The organism is Limnobacter olei (assembly GCF_029087225.1).
Taxonomy (GTDB): domain Bacteria; phylum Pseudomonadota; class Gammaproteobacteria; order Burkholderiales; family Burkholderiaceae_B; genus Limnobacter; species Limnobacter olei.
In genome coordinates, this window is sequence record NZ_JARFJD010000026.1 from 21,367 (window position 1) to 46,060 (window position 24,694).

At 52.5% G+C, this 24,694-nt stretch carries 25 protein-coding genes; 4 read left to right on the forward strand and 21 right to left on the reverse strand.

Annotated features, from left to right (window positions below; translation table 11 throughout):
- Window positions 1–94 precede the first annotated feature (94 nt).
- From PY990_RS13825 to ectA, 5 genes are read right to left on the reverse strand one after another with little or no spacing between them, the layout of a single operon-like run.
- Window positions 95–1,504, reverse strand: coding sequence for a sodium/proline symporter (locus PY990_RS13825; protein ID WP_275272098.1), 1,410 nt, complete (start codon window positions 1,502–1,504; stop codon window positions 95–97).
- Window position 1,505: 1 nt separating this feature from the next.
- On the reverse strand, window positions 1,506–2,420 hold the full coding sequence (locus PY990_RS13830) for a phytanoyl-CoA dioxygenase family protein (protein ID WP_275272099.1): 915 nt from the start codon (window positions 2,418–2,420) through the stop codon (window positions 1,506–1,508).
- A gap of 22 nt (window positions 2,421–2,442) precedes the next feature.
- Window positions 2,443–2,832 (reverse strand): ectoine synthase, encoded by a 390-nt coding sequence (locus tag PY990_RS13835; RefSeq protein ID WP_008252477.1) that lies wholly within the window; start codon window positions 2,830–2,832, stop codon window positions 2,443–2,445.
- Window positions 2,829–4,163 (reverse strand): diaminobutyrate--2-oxoglutarate transaminase, encoded by a 1,335-nt coding sequence (gene ectB, locus PY990_RS13840; protein WP_275272100.1) that lies wholly within the window; start codon window positions 4,161–4,163, stop codon window positions 2,829–2,831. Before ectB ends, PY990_RS13835 begins: the two co-directional genes overlap by 4 nt.
- Window positions 4,160–4,687, reverse strand: coding sequence for a diaminobutyrate acetyltransferase (gene ectA, locus PY990_RS13845; protein WP_275272101.1), 528 nt, complete (start codon window positions 4,685–4,687; stop codon window positions 4,160–4,162). Before ectA ends, ectB begins: the two co-directional genes overlap by 4 nt.
- Before the next feature lie 294 nt (window positions 4,688–4,981).
- On the opposite strand from ectA, the gene PY990_RS13850 reads away from it, so the two are divergent.
- The gene (locus PY990_RS13850) at window positions 4,982–5,464 is read left to right on the forward strand and encodes a MarR family winged helix-turn-helix transcriptional regulator (protein ID WP_275272102.1); all 483 of its coding nucleotides are present in this window, start codon (window positions 4,982–4,984) and stop codon (window positions 5,462–5,464) included.
- A 102-nt stretch (window positions 5,465–5,566) separates the two neighbouring features.
- The gene (locus tag PY990_RS13855; protein ID WP_275272103.1) at window positions 5,567–5,794 is read left to right on the forward strand and encodes a hypothetical protein; all 228 of its coding nucleotides are present in this window, start codon (window positions 5,567–5,569) and stop codon (window positions 5,792–5,794) included.
- 10 nt (window positions 5,795–5,804) lie between these two features.
- Here the strand turns inward: PY990_RS13855 and PY990_RS13860 are convergent, their stop codons facing one another.
- The 16 genes from PY990_RS13860 to PY990_RS13935 all read right to left on the reverse strand — a co-directional run bounded on the left by PY990_RS13860 (window position 5,805) and on the right by PY990_RS13935 (window position 22,869).
- Window positions 5,805–6,836 (reverse strand): GGDEF domain-containing protein, encoded by a 1,032-nt coding sequence (locus tag PY990_RS13860; RefSeq protein ID WP_275272104.1) that lies wholly within the window; start codon window positions 6,834–6,836, stop codon window positions 5,805–5,807.
- Between the two features lie 107 nt (window positions 6,837–6,943).
- Window positions 6,944–7,468, reverse strand: coding sequence for a chemotaxis protein CheW (locus PY990_RS13865; RefSeq protein ID WP_275272105.1), 525 nt, complete (start codon window positions 7,466–7,468; stop codon window positions 6,944–6,946).
- A 14-nt stretch (window positions 7,469–7,482) separates the two neighbouring features.
- Window positions 7,483–9,681, reverse strand: coding sequence for a methyl-accepting chemotaxis protein (locus PY990_RS13870; protein ID WP_275272106.1), 2,199 nt, complete (start codon window positions 9,679–9,681; stop codon window positions 7,483–7,485).
- A 20-nt stretch (window positions 9,682–9,701) separates the two neighbouring features.
- Window positions 9,702–11,810, reverse strand: a complete 2,109-nt coding sequence (locus PY990_RS13875) for a chemotaxis protein CheA (RefSeq protein WP_275272107.1) — start codon at window positions 11,808–11,810, stop codon at window positions 9,702–9,704.
- 3 nt (window positions 11,811–11,813) lie between these two features.
- Entirely contained in the window at window positions 11,814–12,158 is a 345-nt protein-coding gene (locus PY990_RS13880) for an STAS domain-containing protein (protein ID WP_275272108.1), read from the reverse strand.
- A 19-nt stretch (window positions 12,159–12,177) separates the two neighbouring features.
- On the reverse strand, window positions 12,178–12,543 hold the full coding sequence (locus PY990_RS13885; protein WP_105028561.1) for a response regulator: 366 nt from the start codon (window positions 12,541–12,543) through the stop codon (window positions 12,178–12,180).
- 22 nt (window positions 12,544–12,565) lie between these two features.
- The gene (locus PY990_RS13890; RefSeq protein WP_275272109.1) at window positions 12,566–13,762 is read right to left on the reverse strand and encodes a methyl-accepting chemotaxis protein; all 1,197 of its coding nucleotides are present in this window, start codon (window positions 13,760–13,762) and stop codon (window positions 12,566–12,568) included.
- On the reverse strand, window positions 13,746–13,934 hold the full coding sequence (locus tag PY990_RS13895; protein ID WP_275272110.1) for a hypothetical protein: 189 nt from the start codon (window positions 13,932–13,934) through the stop codon (window positions 13,746–13,748). The genes PY990_RS13890 and PY990_RS13895 overlap by 17 nt, the downstream gene beginning before the upstream one ends.
- 224 nt (window positions 13,935–14,158) lie before the next feature.
- Complete coding sequence (locus PY990_RS13900; RefSeq protein WP_171098198.1) at window positions 14,159–14,452, reverse strand: hypothetical protein; 294 nt, start codon at window positions 14,450–14,452, stop codon at window positions 14,159–14,161.
- A gap of 21 nt (window positions 14,453–14,473) precedes the next feature.
- Window positions 14,474–15,460 carry an alpha/beta fold hydrolase gene (locus PY990_RS13905; RefSeq protein ID WP_275272111.1) on the reverse strand — a complete coding sequence of 329 codons (987 nt, stop codon included), beginning with the start codon at window positions 15,458–15,460 and terminating at the stop codon, window positions 14,474–14,476.
- Window positions 15,461–15,595: 135 nt separating this feature from the next.
- Window positions 15,596–16,291: a DUF3299 domain-containing protein gene (locus tag PY990_RS13910; RefSeq protein ID WP_275272112.1), complete on the reverse strand. Its 696-nt coding sequence runs from the start codon at window positions 16,289–16,291 to the stop codon at window positions 15,596–15,598.
- A gap of 33 nt (window positions 16,292–16,324) precedes the next feature.
- Window positions 16,325–17,623: an ABC transporter permease gene (locus PY990_RS13915; protein WP_275272113.1), complete on the reverse strand. Its 1,299-nt coding sequence runs from the start codon at window positions 17,621–17,623 to the stop codon at window positions 16,325–16,327.
- A complete protein-coding gene (locus PY990_RS13920) occupies window positions 17,620–18,303 on the reverse strand; it encodes an ABC transporter ATP-binding protein (protein ID WP_275272114.1) in 684 nt (227 codons plus the stop codon). The genes PY990_RS13915 and PY990_RS13920 overlap by 4 nt, the downstream gene beginning before the upstream one ends.
- On the reverse strand, window positions 18,300–18,917 hold the full coding sequence (locus tag PY990_RS13925) for a DUF2796 domain-containing protein (protein WP_275272115.1): 618 nt from the start codon (window positions 18,915–18,917) through the stop codon (window positions 18,300–18,302). The genes PY990_RS13920 and PY990_RS13925 overlap by 4 nt, the downstream gene beginning before the upstream one ends.
- Window positions 18,918–18,998: 81 nt before the next feature.
- Window positions 18,999–19,814, reverse strand: a complete 816-nt coding sequence (locus PY990_RS13930) for a mechanosensitive ion channel family protein (RefSeq protein ID WP_275272116.1) — start codon at window positions 19,812–19,814, stop codon at window positions 18,999–19,001.
- Window positions 19,815–19,818: 4 nt separating this feature from the next.
- Window positions 19,819–22,869, reverse strand: coding sequence for a parallel beta-helix domain-containing protein (locus tag PY990_RS13935; RefSeq protein WP_275272117.1), 3,051 nt, complete (start codon window positions 22,867–22,869; stop codon window positions 19,819–19,821).
- Window positions 22,870–23,051: 182 nt separating this feature from the next.
- Here PY990_RS13935 and PY990_RS13940 point away from each other — a divergent pair, with 182 nt between their 5' ends.
- Together PY990_RS13940 and PY990_RS13945 are read left to right on the forward strand one after the other, a co-directional pair.
- Window positions 23,052–23,399 (forward strand): c-type cytochrome, encoded by a 348-nt coding sequence (locus PY990_RS13940; RefSeq protein ID WP_275272118.1) that lies wholly within the window; start codon window positions 23,052–23,054, stop codon window positions 23,397–23,399.
- 10 nt (window positions 23,400–23,409) lie between these two features.
- Complete coding sequence (locus tag PY990_RS13945) at window positions 23,410–24,684, forward strand: NAD(P)/FAD-dependent oxidoreductase (protein ID WP_275272119.1); 1,275 nt, start codon at window positions 23,410–23,412, stop codon at window positions 24,682–24,684.
- Window positions 24,685–24,694: the final 10 nt, after the last annotated feature.

Below are 24,694 nucleotides of genomic sequence, written 5' to 3' on the forward strand. Positions count from 1 at the left end.
GATTTATTTAATAGTAACGACCGACAAGATTTTGCAGGGCGTTCACACAATTTAACAACTTGGGGTGATACACCTATCCCCCCAATCGGGGTAGCTAGGGGTTAAACCTGCTGCGGATACTACTTATTGTGAAAATTGCGCCCAAAACAAAGGCGCTAAAAATGCCCACCGCGCCCTCATAGACGGTATTCGGAAAGCCATAAAACTTCCAGGCCACTGTGGTCATCACGCCGGTACTTGACATACTCAGCATGGCCAGCGAGTTCAACTTCGCGCCCAGGACCTGCCAAATCAGAATGGGTACAAACACAGCGCCCAAGGTCCCCCAAGCCCAAACCACCAAAGAAAATACACTTTGCTCGCTCCACAGGCCAATACCGAGGGCAAAAACAGTGGTCATCGCGGTGGCCGCTTTCAAAAACCAACGATTCTCCGAGGGTTTTCTGGGCAAGTCTTGAGTGATTGCAGACGAACACGACAGCACCAGCGAATCTGCCGTAGACATGGTGGCTGCAAAAATGCCTGCCAGCATCAGCCCGGCCAACCAGGGTGGCAACAAATCGCGCGCCATATTGGGCAAGGCCATTTCGGGATCAAAACCACTGGTTTCGCCAAAATACAAGCGGCTAAGCAAACCCACCGCAGTTGCAAAGCAATAAAACAGCAGGTAGTAGCTGTAATACCACCAGCGTACCTGGTTCATTTGCCGGGTATTTTGCAAGGCCAAATACCGGCTGACAATATGCGGCTGCCCAAGCGCCGCTGCACCGGCAAACATCCACCCCACCACAAAGGCAACTGCCCCGGCATAACCGGGAATATCAAGCCCGGTGGGTGTCGGGTTCATAAAACCATCGATGGCAGCCGCCTGCTGAAACACAGCCTGCATACCGCCCAAATGGGTAACCGCGGCAACCAACAGCACGACAATCGAAACAATCATCAACAGCGATTGCGCGACATCCGTCCAAATAGAAGCACGTATGCCACCCGCAATGCTGTAGGCAATTACAACCACTGCAACCATGCTCATACCGATTGCCATGGGAATGTCGAGCATGCCTTCCAGCGCCTTGCCGCCCGCTGCAATTTGCGCTGCGGCATAAGTCGCCAAAAAAACAATACTGAACAATGCAGCCAGCACTTGCCAGCTGCGGTTGTTGGTTCCACCCCATCGTGCCAACAAACTGATGATGCCATTGGCGTGAATGCGATCCGCCTCATCCCGCATGCGTTCATGCGCAGTTTTTGAGGCAATCAGGTCGCCCACAATCCAACCCAGCATCAACCAAACAGACTGAACGCCTGCAGTGTAGGTGTAACCAATCAGGCCGATGAACATATAGCCTGAATTGTTGGTGGCCACCGCCGACAGACCGACCAACCAAGGCGGCACGCTGCGGCTGGCGACAAAATAGTCGGCTGCGCTTGCCTTGGCCTGCCGCGCAGAACTAAGGCCGATCAGCAACACCACCGCAAGGCAAATAAAAAACGTAGCGCCCAAATTAAGCAGGCACCTGCAAGCTCAATGGCTCAATGGTTCGCGCCGCCAGAAATTCTGGTCGAGGCGTATCTGCCGCATACGGGGAATTCAGCGCATTGCTGACTGCGTTGTACACATAGAACAGGTTGGCACGCAGGTGGTCACTGGTATTTTTACCTGCGCCATGCATCACGTTGCAATCGAACAGCAACACTGAGCCTGCCGGTGCAACTACTTCCTGTACGCCACCACTTTCTTCAAGCAAATCGAGAAACAGTGCGGGCGGCTTGCCCACAGCCTGTTTTTTGAATGCTTCGCGGTAACCGCTTGTGTCGGGAGTTTCCCCAGGGCAGGCCACAAAGGTTTTGTGGCTGCGTGGCATGAACTTCAAGGAGCCATCGGCAGAGATTTCATCGGTCAGCAGCACGGTTGCGCTAATGGCGCGCATGCCCGGCATGCCATCCTCCGCGTGCCAGGTTTCAAAATCGCTGTGCCACTCGAAGCCACTGCCATACTGTGGGCTTTTGAAGTTCAAACGCGACTGGTGAATGTAAACCGAGTCGTTTAACAAAAACTGCACCACTTCCAGCATGCGTGGGTTACTTGCTGTGTCTTTCAGTAAACCGTCCATGCCATGCACGCCAAACAAAGTGCGCAACTGCTCACTGTCCGCTTCCTTGATCAACTGGCCAGGGTGAGTGTGGACACAGTTTTTGCTGGTGCGCTCTGCATTTGCCCGCAACTCGTCGAGCTCATAAGCCGAGAACACATCGGTCAGCACCAGATATCCATCTCGCTCAAACTGCTCGACTTGCTCTTTGCTCAAAGGCGAATCATCACTCCAGGCACTGTGTACCACTGGCTCGGCGCGTCGAATCAAGGCACCTTCGGATTTGTCACGTGTGGGGTATGGGTCTCTTACGGCTGAAACAATCATTGTGTTTTGCCTCCTGTCTGTTTCATTCGGCCAGCGCAGGGTATGCGCCAGTTTCGTCGTGCACTTCCGCACCTGTCACGGGTGGGTTGAACACGCAGGCCATGATCATCGGCTCATCGAACGCACGCAGAATATGCGGATCGTGCAAGTTCAAGGCGTACATGGTGCCCGCCTCAATCGGGTACACCTTGCCGTCAATCTTGCTTTCAATTTCGCCCTTGCCACTCACGCAATACACACTCTCCAAGTGGTTCTTGTAATGCATGTGCAATTCAGCCTTGGCGTGAATGGTGGTGATGTGAAAGGAAAAGCCCATTTTGTCGTCGCGCAACAGCATGCGAACACTGTCCCAACCTTTCGAATGAATGTGCTTCTCCGTGCCTTGTACTTCGCTAAGTTTTCGAACAATCATGCTTTCACCTTTTTGCTGTTGGCCTCTTTTTCAACCTTGGCACTGATGGTGGCCACTGCCTTTTCCAAAATGGTCAAGCCCTTCTTAAGGTCTTCCATTTCAATATTCAGGGCAGCAAATACTTTCACCACCTGGCCATCGTTGCCACAGGTTTCGATGATCATGTGGTGCTTGAAACACTCCGCCACCACTTCGTCGGCCAGGGCACCACTTTGCATTTCAATGCCCTGCATCATGCCGCGGCCTTTCACCCGCACTGTGACGTTGTCGTTGGCTTTCAAAATACGATTCAGGCTTTGGTTCACCACCTCGGCACGCTGTGCAATACCTCGCTCAAACGACGGGTTGTCCCAATACTTTTCGAGGGCCGCTGCTGCAGTAATGAAGGCATGGTTGTTGCCCCGGAACGTGCCGTTGTGCTCGCCGGGTTTCCAGAAATCAAGGTCCGGGCGAATCAGGGTGACCGCCATTGGCAGGCCCATACCAGACAGGGATTTGGACAGGCAAATCAGGTCAGGCTCAATGCCAGCTTCCTCAAAGCTGAAGAACGAACCTGCACGGCCAACACCAGCCTGAATCTCATCCAGAATCAGCATGGCGCCAGCCTTGCGAGTTACCTTGGCCAGGTTCTTCAACCACTTCATGGAGGCCGGGTTCAAACCGCCCTCACCCTGCACGCCTTCTACGATCACGGCGGCAGGCGCATCTTGACCACTCGACTTGTCGGTCAACATTTTCTCAAGGTACTCGGTGGTGTCCACACCTTCGCCCATGTAGCCGTCGTAAGGGTAACGGTCAACGCCACACAGCGTAGAAGCCGATGGGCTGCGGTGGTGGGTGTTCGCCGTGCAAGCCAATGCCCCTTGGGTTACACCATGAAAACCGTTGGTGAACGCAATAATTTGCTTGCGCCCGGTAATTTTGCGGGCCAGCTTGATTGCTGCCTCAACCGAATTTGTGCCTGTAGGGCCGGTAAACTGAATGCGGTATTGCATGCCACGCGGCTTCAAAATATGGCGGTTGAATGCATCAATGAACTTGGCCTTGGCAGCGCTGTGCATGTCCAGGCTGTGGCCGATACCGTCATCCGAAATGTAATCAAGCAATGCCGATTTCATCTCTGGATCGTTGTGCCCGTAATTCAACGAGCCTGCCCCAGACAGGAAATCGAGATAATCCTGACCATGCATGTCGGTCATGTAGCTGCCTTTTGCACGCACAAACAATGTAGGGAAACTGCGGCAATAACTGCGTGCTTCCGATTCATTTTTCTGAAACGTGCGAATTTTGCTCAGGGTTTGAAAGTCGATTGACTTGCTTGAGTCACTCATTGCTGTACTCCTTGAGTTTGTAGGAATGTCGCCAGTGGCGATGTTGGCAAGGCGATTTCCACCAGTACTTCAGTGTTGTGTCGACCGCCAAAATGAGACTGTTCGTCGAACCAGTCTCGAGAAGACAAATCGCTGCCCCAGTCGCGGGCCAGTGATTTGAAAAGACCCCAGGACGCCGAGTTCTCAGGCGTAATGGATGTGTGAATTTTTTTGATCCCGTTTTGTTGGGCGACCACCCAGTTAATGAGTCTCTTGCCCAAGCCAAGGCCACGGGCCTTTTCACCCACTGCAACTTGCCATACAAAAAACGTGTCGGGCTGTTGGGGCGGAATGTAGCCGGAAACCCAAGCCACGACCTCGCCATTCAGGGTGGCGACTACGCAAGTGGGCGCAAAGTGGCTGCATTGCAGCAAATACAAATAATGGGAATTCAGATCGAGGGGTTTGCAATCATCCACAAGGTGGAACACGGCTGTACCGTCTTCAAGCACGGGATGTCGCAAAACGACATCATGTTTGGACATTTGGATGAGATGGCTCTGTTATTGGCAGACCCATTTATTATTAATAAATAAACTACTTCTCATCCTTTCGTAAAAGCTCACCATTGAAAAACAAGGCAATGAAGAGTTTTTATGAAAGAACAAATCAATAATAGTTTACTTTATGAATTAATGCAAACCTTAATCTATCCGAGCCACAGCACCCCTGAAATGTTAAATTTGGTGTGATTACTCTAAGCGTAGGAAATTCCAACTCACCAGACCGGTTAATCACTACAATTCATCAAAATGAATTAAATCACCGGGTTAGCGCGCATGGACAGCACCTTACAAGAATCACTCATTTCGCTCCGCCGAATTATTCGTGCCACAGAATCCAGTGCCCGAGAATTGGCCAAAAAAGCTGACATGGCCACCTCTGAATTGTTGACTTTGCAATCGGTGGCCGACAATCCCGGCATATCACCTGGCGAGCTGGCCAAGTCGCTCAGCCTTTCCCCCGTGACATCTACAGTGATTCTTCAAAAACTGGAAAGCCGCGGCTTGATCGAGAAAATTCGCAGCTCGGTTGACAAGCGCAGGCTTGAAGTGGTGCTGACCGACAAAGGCAAGCATGAGGTGAATGATGCACCATCCAGCCTGCAAACCCGCTTCGCAGAACGATTTGCTCACCTTCAAAGCTGGGAGCAACATTTGATCGCTTCTGTGTTGGGCCGGGTAACTACCTTGCTGGGTGCAGAAACCATGGATGCCTCGCCGATTCTTGATGTAGGCGACATTGACAAACCCGCACAATAAACCGAACAAAGCTGTCAAATAAGAATTGACTTATTGTTTAATATTTTTAATAATCGTATCAAATTTACAACAATTCACATTCTCTGGGTTTGACTGGTTCACATGTTTGATTTAGGCGTATTTTTTAGACGCAACAGAAAAGTGTTGTGGTTTGCCATTGCAGCGTTCATGGTGACTTTTGTTTCAATACAAATCAGCAAAGCCTTGGCCACGCGCGATTCCAACTACGGCGAAATCGCCGAATGTACCTATGTACACCAAGCCCCAGAACTTCAAACCCCAGCCAACCCGCAAAGATCGAGCAGTACCTATTGCCCCACAAAAGGCTGATTCGACCGATTTACAGCGTTTGAACCAACACTTGATTTTTCCCGGTTTTTTTGGCTTGGTACATCAGCTGGTCTGCACGGGCCAACAGGATTTCAAGACTAAGCTCCTCGAATGCCGTAACCTGTAGTACACCCACGCTTGCAGACACGGGCAAATCGGGACAGGTGTAGTCAATGGCCTCAGCAATGGCCGCCCGAATGCGCTGCCCAAGATTCTCAGCCATATCCGGGCGACTGTTGCCCAAACTCAACACCACGAATTCATCACCGGACAAGCGATACACTTTATCCTCCGCTCGCAACCGAACCGACAGCTTGGTGCTGACGCGCTTGAGCAGCTTGTCGCCCGTGGCATGGCCGAGGGTGTCGTTGACCATCTTGAAATTGTCGAGATCCAGAAAAGACAACACAAAGGGTTCTTTGGCGTTGAGCATGCGCCACACGGCAGCCTCAAGTGCCTTGCGATTCAAACTGCGGGTTAAAGGGTCAGTCAGGTTTTCCTGTCGGAGCGATTTCGAGCTGGCCTGAATTTTTACACTGACTCCATAAAACTGAATGGGCAGCACCAGCAACAAAAACAGATTGGCATACACCAACTCAAGGTGGGCCTGCCAGTAAGGCACCAACCAAGTCAGGCCCAACACAATCGCAATACCCAATCCGATGTGGCAAGCCAACATGCAGGGGCCATACCGAATACCCCGAACCAAAGCCACCACAGCAATCAAGGGGGACACAGGCGCCAGAAATTCTGCAGCGACAGCCAGTCCCCAACCGATCATGGGCAGATCCAGGCAATAACTGGGCAGCTCAATTTTTTCCCAATGGCGCTCACGGTTGGAAATCAACCAGGATTGCACCAAGGCCAAGTGAAAATAAATGCCCAAGACAATCATGAAAGCCATGCGCGCGCCGTTGCCAACAATGGCACCACCAGGGGCAAAAAAGAACACCATGAGAAAAGAAAGCCCGGCAAAAGCCATTCTCTGCCGGGCACGAGAGGCGCTGTCTGAAATATCGAGGACGTATTTTAGTTTTAGCATGCGGTTGAGATATCTCATGGTGCCCCACAAGGGGAATATCCCCCCAGCGGGTGTGTCAGCTCATGATCTCAGTGACGCATCAATGCCTTCCAGTTCCAAGAAGTTGCTCAGGCCACTACGGCGGCGGCAGCTTCTTCCAGGTCGGTGGGAATGTCGAAATCCAGCAGGCGCTCAACATTCAACACCAGCACAAACTCGTCGTCTACCTTGCCAATTCCGCGCAAGAAGTCAGTTTTTACGCCCGCACCAAACTGCGGCGGCGGCGCAATAAACTCTGCCCCAATATCAACCACGGCATTCACTGCGTCCACCATAAAGCCGACTACTTGTGTTTCGTCGGCCATTTGCGATTCAAGAATCACAATGCAGGTGCGGCGGTTGATGGTGGTTTTGCCTTGCCCAAACCTGGCACTCAAATCCACCACGGGCACCACAGAGCCGCGCAGGTTGATCACGCCGCTGATGCATTGCTGCATCATGGGCACCACGGTAATTCGTCCAAACTCGATGATCTCTTTAATCCGGAGAATTTCCACCGCCAGCTTTTGTCCATGCACCTGAAAGGTCAGGTACTGGTGGCTGGCGCTGTCACTCTCCATGGCCTTGGCCAATTGCTCATTGACATTGCTCATGGTGAGTACCCCTATTAAAAGTCGTCGAAACTGTCGAAACCGTTTGCGCCACCCTGGCTGCCGGCTTTGCCAGGTGCAGGCTTGCGTTCAGCATGGCTAGAACCACGTGTAGTAGATCGCCCTGTGCCGGTATCAAAGAAACTCATGGCGGTGTTCAACATGCTGGCCTGGCCACTCATTTCCTCGGCCGTGGCAGCCAGCTCTTCAGAGGCCGCTGCGTTCTGCTGGGTTTGCTGGTTCAAGCTCATCATGGCCTGGTTAATTTGCGCCACACCGTTTGTTTGCTCATTCGACGCGGCAGTAATTTCCTGCACAAGGTCGGATGTGCGGTTAATCGCTGGCACCATTTCCTGTAGCAGGCTACCGGCACGTTCGGCCTGCTTCACACTGCTGGTGGCCAGGTCACCAATTTCCTGTGCAGCCACCTGACTGCGTTCAGCCAGTTTGCGCACTTCGGCGGCCACCACCGCAAAACCTTTGCCGTGTTCACCAGCTCGAGCTGCTTCAATTGCTGCGTTCAGGGCCAGCAGGTTGGTTTGGTAGGCAATGTCATCCACAATGCCGATTTTGTCAGCAATCGCTTTCATGGCATTCACAGTTTCGGTTACAGCGCGACCACCTTCTTTTGCTTCTTCGGCGGCCTTGGTTGCAATTTGGTCTGTCACGCGGCTGTTCTCGCTGTTTTGCTTGATTGAGCCCGCCATTTCCTCAATACTGGCCGACACTTCTTCAACACCGGCAGCCTGGCTGCTGGCACCTTGTGACAGGCTCTGCGAGGTTTTGGAAATCTCGCGTGCTGCGTTGGTCAGTGAATCCGCGTTGCCACGCACTTCCTGAATCACATCGCTCAAGCGATCGATCGTGGTGTTGACATCGTCTTTCACCTCGCCAAACAAACCTTTGTAATCGGCTGTAATCTTCTGGGTCATGTTGCCACTGGCCAGCAGCTTCAACACACGGCCCACATCTTCCAGGCCCACTGAAGTTGTAGTCAACAGGCCGTTCACGTTTTGGGCCAGGGTTTTCAGGAAACCTTCCTTGTCGTCTTCACGAATACGATCGCTGAAATCACCATCGGATGCACGGCCCACAATACCCGAAATCTCATTTTCAATCGCCACTTCGGCTGTGCGATCACTCCACTCGACAACAGTGCCCAAACGCTCTCCTTCTTCATTGATCACAGGCGATGCAATCAAACGGAAACTTAGTTCACCAACCCGGATCCCAGTTTTTAAGGGTGAATTCAATGCCGCCAACATTCCACGCTGATGGGCGGGATTTTTGTGGAAAATATCGATGTTTGCACCAATCAACTTGCGCACATTGAAGTTAGGCAGACTCTTGCGAATCATGTCCTCGTTGCGCGTCATCATGGTGTTCAGGGAATTGTTCAAGTAGGTGATATGGCCCTGATTATTGGCGATCATCACGTTGGTGGTCACTGAATCCAGGGCAATTCGAATAGCCAGGTTTTCCAATGCAGTCTTGCGCTCAAGTTCCGCACGCTCTTCCTCGCGCTTGGCCATCGCCACCTCTGCGGTGCGGTCTTTCCACTCCACCACTGTACCCACGCGTGTGCCTGAAGCATCAAACACCGGAGTTACCAACAGGTTGAAATGACGTTCACCAATTGTGAGGTTAGTGCTGTAGGAATCACGAAGGCGCGCCAACATGCCACGCTGGTGGCTTGGTACCTTGTGGAAACTGTCAATATTCGCACCCAGAATTTTACGAGCGTCGAATTGCGGCAAGTCTTTCTTAATGTCGGTTTCCGCTTCCACCAACATTTTCGACAGTGAGTTATTCACGTACACAATGTTGTAGTCAGCATCGGCAATCATCACGTTGGTGGCTACGCTTTCCAACGCTTGCACCTGTCGTTGCGCGAACATGGTCTCTGCTTCCAGCTTTTTCATGGCATCACGAATGGCTGAGGGCAATTCATCGGCTGCTCCCTTGAGCATTTCCTTTTTCCACAACTGGTGAACACTGCGCACCGCTGTTTCTTCTACCTTGCGGGCTCGCTCATTCACACTCGCAATCATTTCGTTGATTTTGGTGACGACAGACAACACATCACCACTCAAGTCTTTGGTTGGCAAAGCCTGCAAGGGCTTCTCAAGATTGGTTTTCAAGCCGGAAATTTCTACCTCGAGGCTATCAGCAACTGTCGCCAACTGACCGCTCTTTAAAAAATCAAATGCACCCATGTTTGTCTTCCTTTGTAAAATTACGCGTTGGCCTGCTCAAGGCTTGCTGAAATACTGCTGACTTCTGTAATCAATTTTGGTACATCAATGATCAAGGCCACATCCCCGTTGCCCATGATGGTGGCCCCGCTGATTGCCCTGTTCTGTTCAAACAAATTGCCCAACGGTTTAATCACTGTTTGTGATTCGCCGTGGAGTTGATCGGCCACAATGCCGGCCTTCATGCCGCCAAAGCTGACCACAATGATGTTTTCGCGCTTGGGGCGCTTGGCATCGGGATGAAATACTTTGCGCAAACGAACAGCGGGTAAAAACTCCCCGCGAAGGTCGTAGTGAATGTCCATGCGGTCATCAGTACCCAAGGCGTCGACAGGTAGTTCTAGGCACTCGCGCACATAGGACAGCGGGATCACATACACCGATCCGCCCACGCCGATCATGAAGCCGTCAATAATGGCCAATGTCAGCGGCAGGCGAATCTCGAAGGTGCAACCTTGCCCAGTTCTTGAACGAACTTGAACCGAGCCTCGCAGCGCCTCGATGTTTCGCTTCACCACATCCATACCCACTCCGCGACCGGAAATGTCGGTGACCTTGTCGGCCGTGGAAAAACCAGGGGCAAAAATAAGCATGTTGACTTCTGCGTCGCTCAAGGTTTGATCGGCCGTCACAATGCCCTTCTCAATGGCCTTATTCAAAATTTTCTCGCGCGCCAGGCCTCGGCCATCGTCATTGACTTCAATCACAATGTGACCACTGTCGTGGTAAGCATTCAGTTGAAGCCTGCCCGTTGCTGGCTTGCCAGCAGCTACACGTTCTTCTGGTGTTTCAAGACCATGGTCCAGTGCATTGCGCACCAGGTGCATCAAGGGATCACCAATTTTTTCAACCACTGACTTGTCCAGCTCGGTGTCTTCACCTGAGATTTCAAGCTGAATTTGCTTGCCCAAGCCCATCGCAGTGTCGCGCACCACGCGTTGAAAACGCTGGAAGGTCTCGCCAATTTGCACCATGCGCAAGCCCAGCGCACCGTCGCGAATTTCTTCAATCAAACCAGCCACTGCACTGGTCGATTCCAGCATGGCGGTGTGGTTCAAGTGCTTGGCTTGCTCCACTGTGCCAGCATTCGCAATCACCAGCTCTCCCACCAGGTTGATCAGTGCATCCAGCTTGTCGGAAGGCACACGAATAAATGAACTGGTGGGAGTGGACTTGCCCGTTGCCTTGGACTTTACCGAGGCCGCTGCAACTGCGCTGCCTGCAGGGTCAATCACCTCTGGCGACACTTCTTCTTGTGGCCTGGGAAAACCTGCTTCCTGCAACAGTTCCGCAGCACGCTCTGCGCCTTCAGGCAGCGCATTGGCCAGCGCGTCCCACTGTTCAGGTGTGCAGTCGTGGGCCAGAATTCGTACCTTGCTTTCCTCTGTCAGAAACTCGAAAGCATCTTCAATACCGGCCTGGCCTTTGTCGGTGACAAAGCGCAACTCAAAGCCCAAGTAACACGATTCAGCATCCAGATCTGCGAAGCTGGGCAGTGCGTCCAGCACGGGCACCACGGCTTGCAACTCACCATAGGTTTCCATGTATGAAAAAATGGGGGCCGGGTCAAAGCCGTCGCACAAGGTGCTGCGCCCAAGGCGAACCGACACATGCCAGACTTGCCGGGTGTTGTTCAATTCAAGCTGCTTTGCTTGCCGGGTAGCTGCGGGTGAGTCCTCTTGCAACAAGTAGGCTTTTAAACGGGCTGTCAAGCCCGCCTGTGCCGCAGCCATGTCGGGGCTGACATGCTCAGCATCGCCACCAGCCTCAATACAGTCGACCAATTCTGAAATGTGGTCACGGCATTCCAGCACCAGGGTGCTCATGTTCGCATCAAACCCGATTTCGGAATTGCGCACGCGGTCCAGCACGGTTTCAAGGTCGTGTACAAAATGCGTAATCACCAACAAACCAAACACCCCTGCACTGCCTTTGATGGTGTGCGCTGCGCGAAAAGCGGCGTTCAGTACTTCGGTGTCGTTTGGGTTTTGCTCTAGCTGCAGTACATAGCTTTCTACTTCAGCCAGCAGTTGCCGTGCTTCGGTAAAAAATATACCGCGCGAAGCATCCAGATCCAATTCAAAGGCCATGCCTTAGTTCTCCAAAAAACCAGCGTTGATCCAGGACTGCACGCCCAGTCGTTCGGCCTTCATAGCCACGACCTCTGAGGGTTTGGTCCAGTGCACTCGCAGGTTCACCGCAGGGTCGTTTTGAATGGTCACCAACATTTGCATGCCTGCCGTGTCCACTTCCTGGCAATTGCTCAAATCAAGCACCACTGAAATGCCCTGATTCAAAGACTGGCGAATCACCTCAACCAGGCCAGCACAATCTGCAATGGTCAAGGTGTCCAAAGCCACCTGCGTGTGCTTGCAGGTTGCAATGCTGTTTTCCATCTCGTTCCCAAGGTCTTCTTGCATAATCAGTTCGCTGTGCATGTGCATCCTCCCTGTGGCCTCAAGCCACCAATTTGTTCACTGCTGCAATCATTTGTTCTGGCTTGAAAGGCTTTACCATCCAGGCTTTCAGGCCTGCCGCCTGCCCTTCACTTTTTAATTTGTCGTCCGATTCTGTGGTCAGCATGATGATGGGTACGAACTTGTAAGCTGCCATTTTTTTCACCTCGCGTACGAAGGTGAGTCCATCCATGTTGGGCATGTTCAGATCACTCACAATCAAGCTGATTTTTCGGCCATCCAGCTTGGTCAATGCGTCCTTCCCATCACAACCTTCCACCACATCAAAACCCTGACTTTTCAGGGTCATCGACACCACTTGGCGCAAGGAGGTGGAGTCATCCACAATCAATACGGTTTTGCTCATACAGGTTCTCGTTCTTGGGTGTTTAGAAAAAAGTCAGTTCGTCGCTGCTGGCATCAGGCTTGGTGGCGGCGTTGGTGCTGCCTTTGCCGCTGTGGTTCACGCGCTCTTCAGCCATGGTGTATTTGCGCTCCAGTTCATGCATCAGTGCAGCCACGTTCAAGGTCTCAAGGCCTGTGTTCAACTGGCCTTTCATTTGGCTCAGGCTGTCTTGCACATGCCCCAGAATCTGAGACACACGGTCTTGAAACTGAAAATGCACCACCGCATTGTTCAAACTGGAGGAAACCTGATTGGTGTTGGCGATGATTTGCTCGCTGGCTTGGTGCAGGGGTACGGTGACTTGCTCGAATTGCTCAACTACACCACTCAAGGTTTCGCTGGCTTGGCTAAGTACCTTTTCATCACTGCTTTCCATGCGTGCAGCACCATCACCCGCTTTTTTTGCTGCCGATGCAATCAACTGCACCCGTTCGCGAATCTTCACACCTGTTTCGGCCGACAACATCGAGAGCTTGCGCACCTCGTCTGCCACAATCGAAAAACCCCGACCGTCTTCGCCTGCACGGGCGGCCTCAATGGCTGCATTCAGCGCCAGCAGGTTGGTGCGCGCGGCAAGGTTTTCTACAGAAGCCGCCATCTTGGCCAACTCTTCTGTCGAGGAAATAAAACCTTTTACCTCTTGCATGATGGTGGCCTTCTCATCGAATGAATTTCGAATGCTGCTCAGCATGCCATTAAGGCTTTGCGCCACATGATCGGCCAGGCCGTTTCCGCCACCGGAGGTATTGCCCAACACATGCGCAGCACCAGCGGCCACGTTGACGGTGTCGTTCAATTTGCTGTGAATTTCAGAGAAGGCCTCTGCCAGGTTCACAATGCCCATTTCCATCTGAGAGTTGGCAGTGCTCAGCTGGCTGTTCAGGGTGGGCACCCAAGTATCAGCCAACTGGATCAGTTCAACCTTTTCCGTATCTGTTTTACTCAACTCATTCACGGTAGAGGACAAAGCCTCTATTTCTGCCTGCAGAACAAGCTGCCGCTTCTTGCTCATTTCATGAATGGCCAATGCACACAGCAGCAATGCTGCACTACCGAAGGCCAGCGGCCACACACTGCCCTGAACGAACGCACCCGACACCAGAATTCCGACCGATGCTGCAATTAAAACCACAGGTAACAGGGCCTGGGTTTGTGATGCGTTTTTATTGTTTTTTTTCATGAACAGACATTCCTATCAGTTGTTTGACTGGGCATACTGCGGGCTCAATGGGGGCTGGGGAATGCTCGAACGCTTCATACCAGCCATTGCAAAAAGCGCCATGAACGGTGAGGTAAGCACTGGCTACCCAGTGGTGGAGAACATGCAGGAATTCGATTGGGGTGCTGCGCATAAAGTCCTCCGATGGACCACTTTGTTAAACGCAGTGAACTTGAATATTTCACGCTTGATGGAAGTTTGCGCTGATACCCATGTGAGCAATAGGGAGAAAAGAAATGGAAAAGGGGGCCAATATTGGGTTAATGCACCTGGGGGAATGCAACAAAAGGTGAACTGTGTGAATAAATGTAAAAAACCCGCTGCAGGAGCGGGTTTTGAGGCAATTTGAAGAAAATTTTATTGGGCTTCGGCGGGCCTTAAAGTCATGCCAAGTGGCCCTTTAATGGTGCCGTCTTCGTTGAGGTCATAAATGGTGGTTTCACCATCGCTGGTGATTTTTACCTTTTTGTCTTCAACTTCATAGGCAGCTTCGCGGGTTACACCCATGGTAGACACATACACTGTGCCGTTGCCTTGAAACTCATACTTTTGCAAACCCAGGTCGTCTTTGTAAACACCATCCAGGTTGTTACCGCATGCTGTCAACAAACCGAGCAAACCCAGCATGATGCAAGCTTTACGAATGTTCATGCTTCAAATCCCCTCTCAAGATCAGGCCATCCAAAACTCCTGCAGGGCCTTGGCCGTGCGGATCGGAATTTCAACCATGGGCAAGTGGCCCACGCCGTCAAAAAGTAACACATCCGCATGGGGAATAATGGCTTGATAGGTGTAAGCGCCGGTGTAATGTACAAGTCGGTCTTCTTTGCCCCACATGATCAGGGTAGGTGCCTGTGTGGCCGACATGCCTGGGCCATTGGGGTTGGGCGCATTGACAAACATTTGATGAAAAAGGTGCCGGTTCACATGTCGGCGGTTGATCAGGTCTTGCGCCATGACAGGGGCCAAAGCAAGGGCAATGGCCCGGTTGTGTATGGCCAGGCTCATCAGCGTATGCGCGCCGGCCAGGCTCTCAACAATCATCGGGTTGCGGCCCTCTTTCAAACCCGCCTCAAAGCGGGTGTGGTCAGTGCCCTTGCCGCCCGCCGGGTTCATCAAACACAAGGTTCGAATTAAATTCGCATGCCGGCCTGCCAGCAAAGCAGACACCAGGCCACCCACGGAGTTGCCCACCACATGGGCTTTGCCCGGCACATGGTTTTCAATCCAGGCAGCAACACGAGCCACTTGGTCGTCCAGCCCATAGGGCACGTTTGCATTGAACTGGCTTTCACCCCAGCCCGGCAAATCCAGCACAAACAACCGGTGCTGCTTCAAGAGGAAAGGCACCAGCGACAACCAGTTTTCCTTGTTGGAAGCAAAACCGTGCAGCAAAACCACGGGTGAACCCTCTGGGTTACCGCCCTCCAGCCACACCAGTTTGTGATCGAGCACTGTGGCCTGCTGGCGCTTAAGACCGGAAAGACCTGCATGCAGTTTGTTGATCAGGGGCACCGCGCTGCGGTTTTTCCATTGGCGAATTTTCAGGCCATGTGGCGGGCGAGCCAGGCTCAAGTACTTGGGTGCCACATCGTCCAGAAATGCAAGCTCAAGGTGGTGCATTCCGGCGAACTCCGTGCCAGTGCTTACATTGCCCATGAATCAAAACCTCCGGTGTAAATCAAACGTTTGTTTGTTTTATCGACTGTAACATCGAGTGATGTAAAGGTATGGGCATGATGCCCTGCTGTCAACGATAAAAATAGAGGGGTTTTTACTAATTCAGGCGCTTATTCAGTCTTCGTAAGGCTGTATGCCGGTGGCGGTCAGCAAATAGGCTGCATCGCCCAATTCACTGCTGAACTTGCTCGCAGTAAGCTCACCCCACACCCAATAGGCCTGCATGGCGCCCACTGCTGGTTGGGGTTCACTCAATTTGACATGAATGATCTGGTTGGCAGGCGGTGGCGGGGTGTGAATGCAGGCGCCGAAATACGGCACCAGCAAAAGCTCATCCACACCCTTCTCGCTTTGCTCAATCGGAATGGCAAACCCGGGAATGCGCACTTTTTTGCCCGTGTAGGCGGTGTTTACCGGGGCATCGTTCCAGGCCTTGCGCATTTTCTCAAGGGCCTCCTGGGCTTTCGGATCGTTGTCCTGCAGCTCAGCGATATTCATACCGCGAAATGCTGCCATTGGGTCCCAATCGGCAGGCATCAAATTGTCCCACTGCAATTCGGGAAACGCAGGGTCAAATACAGCGGCCTTCTTGCTGCTTTTGTCGACATTGTCAGTGAGCCGGTCGCCCACAGCGTACTCCCCATCGGTCGCAGCTGTATCGCTGGAAAGTTGGGCCAGCGTTTGCTCCAGTTGGGTAGCGCCCTCTGCGTTTTTAGCAGGTTTGCCCAGAAACCAGGAGGCAAGGCCATAGCCCAGTGCGGTTAGTACCACCACCGCTACAACCATCACAATTACTTTGCCAATCTTCATGAAAAACACACCTGCGAATGACTTGATTTCGAATCAATTTGTTTTGGGGTTTAATCCGTCTTGCAACTGGTTTCGATAAGCCTGAAAAGCGGGCACCAAGCCCAACAGACTGCCAAATGCAGCAAAGGCGAGCACTGCAAGCAAACCCGCGCCAAGTTCCTTCAACCCCACCAGTTGTAACCCAAATTGTGCCTGAACCCAGGGGGCAAGTGCAGCACCGCCCAGCGCAAGTACCAATGCGCCCAGAGCAACACCCACCCACATCACCAGAGCACTTTCAAGAAACAACAAACCAAAAACCGTGCGGGGCCCGGCACCCGTTGAACGCAACACAGCCATTTCTCGCCTGCGTTGCCCCAAGGTTACCAACATTACACTGGTCAGGCCCAAAGCACTCACCACCGCCACCAATGCAGCCACAAACAACAACACCCGTTCAACCACACCCACGGTTTGCCACAAGGTACTTAAAGCCACGCCGGGCAAAATAGCGCTGAGCGCCGCATTGGGCCTGCTTTCAAGTTCACGCTGCATGCGAAAAACACCTGCCCGGTTGTTCAAGCCAAGCAGCACAGCGGTAACCGACTTGGGCTGCAAATTAAACTTAGTCACGTATTCAGCAGGAATTTCCGCACCGGGCACAGGAACGCCTGCCGCCCAATCCACATGAATGGCCTCCATGCCTGCCAGGCTAATGTGCACGCTCTGATCCACCGGGGTGCCCGTGGGTTGCAACACACCCACCACTGTAAAAGGTTTGTCCGCATGGCTCGGCTCAGTCTGCTGAATTTGCATGCCATGGCTTAATGCAATCCTGTCACCTACCTTGTGCTTTAAGCGCTTGGCTACTTCTGCGCCCAGCACAGCTTCAAACAAAACACCTGCAGGCTTGCCCACGCTGTAGTTTTCAAAGGCCCGGCCCTGTGCAAATTGCAGGCTTTGCCGTGCACCGTACAAAAACTGATCGAAATAAACGGCCTTGGTGCCCACCACAGCAAAACCTTGGTAAGAATCGCCCAGTGCAATCGGCAAAGCCGACTTCACACGGGGGTCTTGCTCCAGACGTTCGAACTCGGCGTAAGGCACATTGCGCGTGGCTTGGCCAATTCGAAACACGCTGTACAACAAAAGCGAAACCGGGCTTGTTTGCGCCCCGACAATCAAATCCGTGCCTGCCACTGCATTTGAAAAACTGGCTTTGGCGCTTTGGCGGGCCAAATCGATGCCCAATAACAGACAAGTGGACGTGATCACACTGAGCAACAGCAACAAAAGGCTGCCCTTGCGGCTCCATGCACTTCGGCTGGCCAATAGAAAAAGCGTTTGGATCATGCTTGCCACTGCCCCATATGCTGGCGTTTTGCGCAGTGCTGCGCCAAACCTGGATCGTGACTGACCAACAACACAGCAGTGTTTTGTTCAGCGGCCTGTGCAAGCAACAATTGAACAAACTGGGCTTGGTGGCCGGCATCCAGCGCGGAAGTGGGTTCGTCGGCAATAATCAAATCGGGCTGACCGATCAAGGCCCTGGCAGCTGCCACGCGCTGCTGTTGCCCAACTGACAAGGTGGACACGGATTGATTCAGGTATTTGCCCATTCCAAGCGCGTTCAGCAAACGTTCAGCCGATTGCTGCACGGTGCCCGCTTGCATTAAGGCATTTTGTTTGCGGCGCTTTGAGAACTTGCACGGCAAAGTAACGTTGTCCAACACACTCAAATAACTCAATAAGTTGAACTGCTGAAACAGAAAACCAATGTGATCTACCCGAAGTGAATCGCATTGGCTGGCCGGCAAAGTGCTTAAATTTTGGCCCATCAAGCTGACATGGCCGCTTTGAGGCAACAACACGCCAGCCATCAAATTCAGCAAGGTGCTTTTACCACTGCCACTGTCGCCTTCCAGAAAAACTGTGTCCCCGGCTTGCATGGAAAACTCAGGGATTTTTAATTCAAACCCGCTGCTGGCGTATTTGAATACAAGGTTGTTGCAGCGAAGAACTGCCAAGGTCATTGCACCACCAATGTACTCTGCTTGGGAGTAAGGCTTGCACCAATCTGGCCTTTTGGAAACAAGGCCTGCACTTCAATTTTTTCGAAACCGGAAAACTGGCGAAACACACGCACATCGATCACCTTCAGTTTGGCGGGTTGCTCACATTCGAATTCATAGGATGCGCGAAAGTCGGAATGCCCATTGGCGTCATCGTGATTCTGATGATCATCGCCAGGGCCATGGGAGTGTGGATTCAGAATCTCCGAGTACAACTTGTAGCCCGTGCGCTTGCACTGCGCCTCAGGTGAAAAGGCAAACAGGCCATTGGCTTTCAGCAAGGAAACGACCCGGCGCGCCTTCACCTTTTCAGCATCGGTTTTGGGTGCACGCTCAAAGCCCAACACATTTTCAAGCGGTGAATACAAGCTGATAAACAGGCCGTTGCCATCTTGCACAATTTCCATCTCGCCAAGGCCATGCACATGCGCCGCGTCATTGTGCCTGCTATTGGCCTTGGCCTGATCATGCGAATGTCCGTCGTTGCCGTGCGCCATGGCAGCGGTGCCGAACAGTGCCGCGATGGCGATCATGCCAAGCCGAAGGCATAGGGTTTGAACTGCGAACTTTGTCATGAATGTCCCTTCGTTGTATTTCATTGTCTCGCCCAATAGACCTACCACCATTACAAGAGGTTCCCGAATCAAAACAAGCAGCTAAACGGGACCAAACTCCCGCCAAAAGCCCTTGTAAATTGCCTGCTCCGCGTCGCCACGCTTTTCAAGCGGGCAAGCCAGGCGAACAATCATTTTGTGTGCAAGTTCATTGTAGGCCTGCCAAAACACCTCGGGTTTTGCACCGGGTAAATCGACAAAATCCGAGACCTCGATGCGATCGAAATACTGATCGGCCTCTTCGACCCAACTGGCTGAAACGGCATTGGCCACCTGCAAAGCCACTTGCTCGGCCCTGGCAGTGTCTGCCTTGAAAGGCAAAATAATTTCAATGGTGTACAAACTGAACTTGCCCAGCATGGACAAATGCTTGATGGTTTGGGTGAGCACCATGGCATTGGGTACTGCAAGCCGTCGCCCGGTGTATTTGCCAGACATGCCAATTTCAAACAGCTTGGTACTGAGCAAATCAATGTCGATCACCCGGCCGTTCTGGGTTCCGATTTCGATGTAGTCGCCAATTCTAAATGGCTTGGACAGCGAAATGTTCACATAGCCGAGTAAGCTGAGCACCACTTCCTTGCCAGTAATAATCAAGGCGCCAGCAATGGCCACCACGCTGAGAAACGCACCTGTAATTTGCGAAGCCCACACCGAAATCAACAGGAAAAATACAGCCATGCGCACCAGGTTTTTTAGAAAAACCAGTTGCGAACGTGCCTTTTCAGGGTGGTAGGGGTGAAGTTTGCGAAGCGACCAGGACAGCGCCCGGTTGACGAAGAAACCGCTGGCCATCAACCCGAAGGTGATGGCCAGTTTGAACAAGAACAAAGCGGTAGGGTCTTTGAATAATTCCATCCCGCTATGGTAACAGGGGAAGGCCTCCAATCAAGGGCAAACCACCGCCCGAGGTGTTGCCCTCTTGGCAGGCATCGGCGTTCTCGTAGCTTGAATCAATCACCTGATCAATCCACTGGTTAATCAAAGCCACGCCCTCGGTGTGTACCACACTGCGCGCCAAAGGTGGCATTTTTGCGGCCAGCTCGACAGCCTCTGGCCCCATGCGGTAAGGCACAATCGAATCACTCGACATGGCAGGGTGAATATCGTAAGTGCGTGTACCCCGCCCTTCCGAACCGCTGGCAGTTGGCTTTTTACAAATGCCATAGGTGCTGTCCACGGCCCGGAATACATCCACATAAAAGCCGGTGTTCGAGGCCTGCCCGTTCACGTTGTGGCAGTGCGCGCAGTTCACCTCAAGATAGGCTCGGGCACGGGCTTCAATGTCGCCTTTTGAATTGGCGGGCATACCTGAATCACCAGGGTTATTGAACTTTGGAATGTGGTTCACATTGGTGGCCACCTGCCGCTGATCCAGATTAAAACTGCTGGGGCAGCCGTTCATCAAGCCGGTTTCACACATGAACTTCAACTGGTTTTTGCCATTTACAGGGTGCTGGGCCTGCCCGGTGAACATGGGCGACTCGTTCACATAGGCGCGGTTCAAATTGCGTGGTTTCGGACCAATGGGTGCCGAGCCCGGGTCTACATCGTTGTTGCTGTGGCAAATGGCACACTGGCTTGCATTGGGGAACATGTAGGCATTGGTGCTGCCGGTTTGTCGCCTGCCCGAGTCGACGTCCACATAATCCCAGCTTGCCGCGGCGCTACCCCCAAACTGGGTCAGCACAGCCTTTCGTTTGCCATTGCCCGCATCTTGCCAAATGTACTCCAGCGCTTCCCAGTAGTTCTGGCCATCGGTGCGTTGGCGTTTGATCAGCAAACGTGTTTCATACGGCGTTTCTTTTGCACGTGGTTGATCCACGAACGAGAAAGTTTTTGCAATGATGGTGCCCACCGGGAATTCAATGGTGGAATTCACCCGACTTTCCTCGTCCTCCAGGAAACGCGCCTGTTTACCATCAGGAATAAACATGACCCTGTGTTTGATTGAATAATCACTGAACAGTTTGCTGTTCAACACATAAGGCATGCCCTGCCCGTTCGGTTTGCTGGCCGGGTTTTGATCATCGGCAAACAGGTTGTACTGGGCCAAGTCTGGACAATTTACGCGTGAAGCAGCCTGGTTGACTACACCGGCTTTCAACGGCACTTCACAGAGTGCTTTCACCGCCTCGGCAGCAGGTTCGGGTGCAAACTGCCCACTGGGTACGAAAGGTTCGAACTCAAAGTCGGGCAGGCGCGGCAGGTCGGCGCCAAAACGGGCCATGCAATCGTGTTTGTTGATATCAAACTCGCTGGGCAACAAGGGAACGCCCGTGGCAATCGACTGGATGTACTCCAGCGACAAATTGGCTGTGGGGTCATTGGTGTTCAGGTTGATTACTGCATCCAGACCACGGGTTCCATGAAAGTTGGCAAAGGCCAGGCTGTCTGATCCAAAATTATTGTCAGGGTTAATGCAGCTGAACCACCATGCCGGTACCTTGCGTTGCCCATTGGACTCGAACTTGTATTTGTTGTAGCGGCAACTTGGGTTGGGATTTTGGTTGCCCTGAATTGGTTTGCCATCGGCATCCACAGCCACATTGTTGCCATTGCGATCTTTGGGCAGGTCGCAACTGCTGTTCAGCGTGTCGGTGTAACCGTCCCACACAATGTGGGCACCACGGTAACCACCTCCACCCAGCGCATTTTTCAAACCCACAACTGCAGGAAATGCACTGGTCACCTGTCCGCCCTGTGTCGCCAAAATGGTCGCAAAATCGGGCTGCGGCAAATCATTGCCGTTGTTCTTGAATGTGTTGTCGAAAATATTCACTGCTTCGGAATACACATCCATGCGGCGGTCACCGTTCTCACCCAGCAAATCGTAGCTGGTTAAAATAATGCCCGCAGTGCCATTGTTCTCGAACACATTGTCATAAATATCGATCTTGTCGTAAGCCAGGGTAATCAGGCCTGAACCGCGCGGCACATTAGCAACAATCGAACCTGGCACCGCAAAGTTGTAAGTGTTGTTGTTGCGTGAGATATTCTTGAACACCCTTGAGCGCGAACCATATTGGGTCAGGTTGTCCAGGTCGTACACCAGGAAACCACCGGAATTACACTCAGCCAGGTTTTCGGAATATTCGCCGTCCTGAACGTTCTCAATCTCGAATCCGAACACATTGAATGCAGCGCGGCTTTTGCGAATTTTCGCAATATTGGTTTGGCCCACATAAATACCGGCATCAGATGCGCCAATACTTTCCGTTTCCTCGACCAGAATATTGCGGCTTTCAACGGGGTAAATACCATAACGCCCTGAAGCCGTGCTCACCGTGTAGTCGGGAGAGGTGTTGTCAGTTTCCAATGGGTTGGGGTTGGCTGGGTTGTGGCGTGCAGGGTCAGTACAGGCCACTTTGATTTCATCGCGGAAATTGGCCGCGGTAATTGGGCGCTCCTCAGGCAGTTTGCGTCCGCTACTCCAAATAGCACGTACTTTCTTCAACGTACCGTGGTTCACACCCTTCATTTTGAACGCGTCCCCAGGGGAGTCGCCAATCGTCAGGTTGCGCACGGTAATGCCGCGCACATTCGAGGCCAAGAAGCCTTCTTGCGAAGTGCTGTCACGAAACGACAGAAAGGTTTCATCCATGCCGCAGCCTTCAATAATCACATCCTCAGTGGTTGTAATCTGAATGCCGGTTTTCAAATCAAAAAAGCCGCAGTCAAACCGAAGAATATCCTTGGGCTTGAGCTGCACCATGGCCTTGACCATTTCTTCCGTGGCGTTGGGGCCAGGCTGAATCAGGAAAACCCGACCAGTAGACTCGGCAGGATTGATCACCGAACCACCGCCAGCGGTATTTGTGGGGTCGTCCCCGCCTGACGACAAACAAGCGCCAAGCACCAAAGTGGACAGGGAAAGGAGTACTGCTTGCAGTGCACGTTTGGAGTGAGCCACGTCCAACCTCGATCTTGTTATATGCATATGAGAAAAAACTGCTTGCCTGTACCTGTTACCACGCTAGAATCAAAGTGGATTGCGCTTTGTGTCGGCTAATTGACACTGCATGCGTGATGATTCATATTCGATCCTCACTACCTACAAAAGCATTCACTCATATAAGAATTGGAGGGACAGCAATGACTGAGTTAAAACAAGGCGCCGCACGCCTGCTGATAAGCATGGCACTGGCTGGCAGCAGCCTGCTGCTGGGCACTGGCGCAATCGCCAGCGAACTAACACCCGAGAAAAAACTGCAAGCCGCCAGCCTGGCCGCGACATGTGCGAACTGCCATGGCACCAATGGCCAAGGTGTTGAAGGAAGCGCGGTGACCGGGCTGGCCAACCTGAGTGTGGAATACATCAAAACCAACATGATCTGGTTTAAAACCGGGCAGCGCCCCGCCACCGTGATGCATCAACTTGCCAAGGGTTACACAGACGAGCAAATCGATATCATCGCCAACTACCTCGGCAAGAAAGACTAAGGAGCGCACCATGCAAAGACGACAATTTTTACAAACCAGCGCACTGGCCACGGCCTTGTTGGGCGGCATGCCCCTGTCAGCCACAGCAAAAAGCGCCAAAGGCAAAGTGGTGGTGATTGGTGGCGGTTACGGTGGCGCCACGGCGGCCAAATACCTTCGCATGCTTTCCGGCAACCAGCTCGATGTCACCTTGGTTGAACCCAATTCAACTTTCGTTTCTTGCCCGATGAGTAATTTGGTGGTGGGCGGTATTCGAAAGATCAACGAAATCAGCACTCCCTACACAGGCCTTACCCGCAACCACGGCGTAAAAATGGTGAAGGATTATGTCACCGCGATTGACGTTGAAAAACGCACAGTAAAACTGAAGAACGGCAAGACCCTGCCCTACGACAAACTGGTGTTGTCACCCGGCATTGATTTGCAGCTGGACAAAATTGAAGGGCTGGCTGCGGCCAATGCCAGTGGCCAGATTTTACAGGCCTGGAAAGCCGGTCCTGAAACTGTGGGTTTGCGCAAGCAGCTGGAAGCCATGCCCGATGGCGGCACCTACATTTTGAACGTACCACTTGCCCCTTATCGCTGCCCTCCAGGCCCCTACGAGCGCGCCAGCATGGTGGCCAACTATTTCAAACAGTACAAACCAAAATCAAAAGTATTGCTGCTGGATGCCAATGCCGACGTTACATCGAAAGGCAAGCTGTTCAAAGGCGTGTGGGAAAGTGAATACAAAGGTATTCTGGAATATCGCCCCAACATGAAAGTAACGGGTGTGGATGGCGCCACGAAAACTGTTCGTTTTGAGTTTGAGGAGCCCATCAAAGGAGACGTGCTCAACATTCTGCCGGACCAACGTGCCGGCAAACTGGCGGTCGATTCTGGCATTGCAAACCTGAACAACCGTTGGGCCGAAGTGAACTACATGACCTTCGAGTCCACAGTTGCGCCCAATGTGCATGTGATCGGCGACTCGGTACAAGGCGCACCAATGATGCCAAAAAGCGGCCACATGGCCAACAGCCAGGCCAAGGTGGTTGCGGCAGCCATTGTTGCCCAGCTCAGCGGATGGGAACCCAACCCCACACCTTTGACGAACAACACTTGCTACAGCTACGTGACCACGACCAATGTGATTCACGTGGCCAGCGTGCATGTGTACAACGCCGAGAAAAAAACCTTCCTCACTGTGGAAGGGTCCGGCGGTGTGTCCGCTGCCCCCAACGAACTGGAAGGCACCTACGCCTGGAACTGGGCCCAGAACATTTGGGCAGACACACTGGTTTAAAAGTAACAGC

Coding starts and splice junctions, on each gene's coding strand:
- PY990_RS13830 (WP_275272099.1), bottom strand. CDS start 2,420: ATGATTGTTTCAGCCGTAAGAGACCCATACCCCACACGTGACAAATCC.
- PY990_RS13835 (WP_008252477.1), bottom strand. CDS start 2,832: ATGATTGTTCGAAAACTTAGCGAAGTACAAGGCACGGAGAAGCACATT.
- ectB (WP_275272100.1), bottom strand. CDS start 4,163: ATGAGTGACTCAAGCAAGTCAATCGACTTTCAAACCCTGAGCAAAATT.
- ectA (WP_275272101.1), bottom strand. CDS start 4,687: ATGTCCAAACATGATGTCGTTTTGCGACATCCCGTGCTTGAAGACGGT.
- PY990_RS13850 (WP_275272102.1), top strand. CDS start 4,982: ATGGACAGCACCTTACAAGAATCACTCATTTCGCTCCGCCGAATTATT.
- PY990_RS13855 (WP_275272103.1), top strand. CDS start 5,567: ATGTTTGATTTAGGCGTATTTTTTAGACGCAACAGAAAAGTGTTGTGG.
- PY990_RS13860 (WP_275272104.1), bottom strand. CDS start 6,836: ATGCTAAAACTAAAATACGTCCTCGATATTTCAGACAGCGCCTCTCGT.
- PY990_RS13865 (WP_275272105.1), bottom strand. CDS start 7,468: ATGAGCAATGTCAATGAGCAATTGGCCAAGGCCATGGAGAGTGACAGC.
- PY990_RS13870 (WP_275272106.1), bottom strand. CDS start 9,681: ATGGGTGCATTTGATTTTTTAAAGAGCGGTCAGTTGGCGACAGTTGCT.
- PY990_RS13875 (WP_275272107.1), bottom strand. CDS start 11,810: ATGGCCTTTGAATTGGATCTGGATGCTTCGCGCGGTATATTTTTTACC.
- PY990_RS13880 (WP_275272108.1), bottom strand. CDS start 12,158: ATGCACAGCGAACTGATTATGCAAGAAGACCTTGGGAACGAGATGGAA.
- PY990_RS13885 (WP_105028561.1), bottom strand. CDS start 12,543: ATGAGCAAAACCGTATTGATTGTGGATGACTCCACCTCCTTGCGCCAA.
- PY990_RS13890 (WP_275272109.1), bottom strand. CDS start 13,762: ATGAAAAAAAACAATAAAAACGCATCACAAACCCAGGCCCTGTTACCT.
- PY990_RS13895 (WP_275272110.1), bottom strand. CDS start 13,934: ATGCGCAGCACCCCAATCGAATTCCTGCATGTTCTCCACCACTGGGTA.
- PY990_RS13900 (WP_171098198.1), bottom strand. CDS start 14,452: ATGAACATTCGTAAAGCTTGCATCATGCTGGGTTTGCTCGGTTTGTTG.
- PY990_RS13905 (WP_275272111.1), bottom strand. CDS start 15,460: ATGGGCAATGTAAGCACTGGCACGGAGTTCGCCGGAATGCACCACCTT.
- PY990_RS13910 (WP_275272112.1), bottom strand. CDS start 16,291: ATGAAGATTGGCAAAGTAATTGTGATGGTTGTAGCGGTGGTGGTACTA.
- PY990_RS13915 (WP_275272113.1), bottom strand. CDS start 17,623: ATGATCCAAACGCTTTTTCTATTGGCCAGCCGAAGTGCATGGAGCCGC.
- PY990_RS13920 (WP_275272114.1), bottom strand. CDS start 18,303: ATGACCTTGGCAGTTCTTCGCTGCAACAACCTTGTATTCAAATACGCC.
- PY990_RS13925 (WP_275272115.1), bottom strand. CDS start 18,917: ATGACAAAGTTCGCAGTTCAAACCCTATGCCTTCGGCTTGGCATGATC.
- PY990_RS13930 (WP_275272116.1), bottom strand. CDS start 19,814: ATGGAATTATTCAAAGACCCTACCGCTTTGTTCTTGTTCAAACTGGCC.
- PY990_RS13940 (WP_275272118.1), top strand. CDS start 23,052: ATGACTGAGTTAAAACAAGGCGCCGCACGCCTGCTGATAAGCATGGCA.
- PY990_RS13945 (WP_275272119.1), top strand. CDS start 23,410: ATGCAAAGACGACAATTTTTACAAACCAGCGCACTGGCCACGGCCTTG.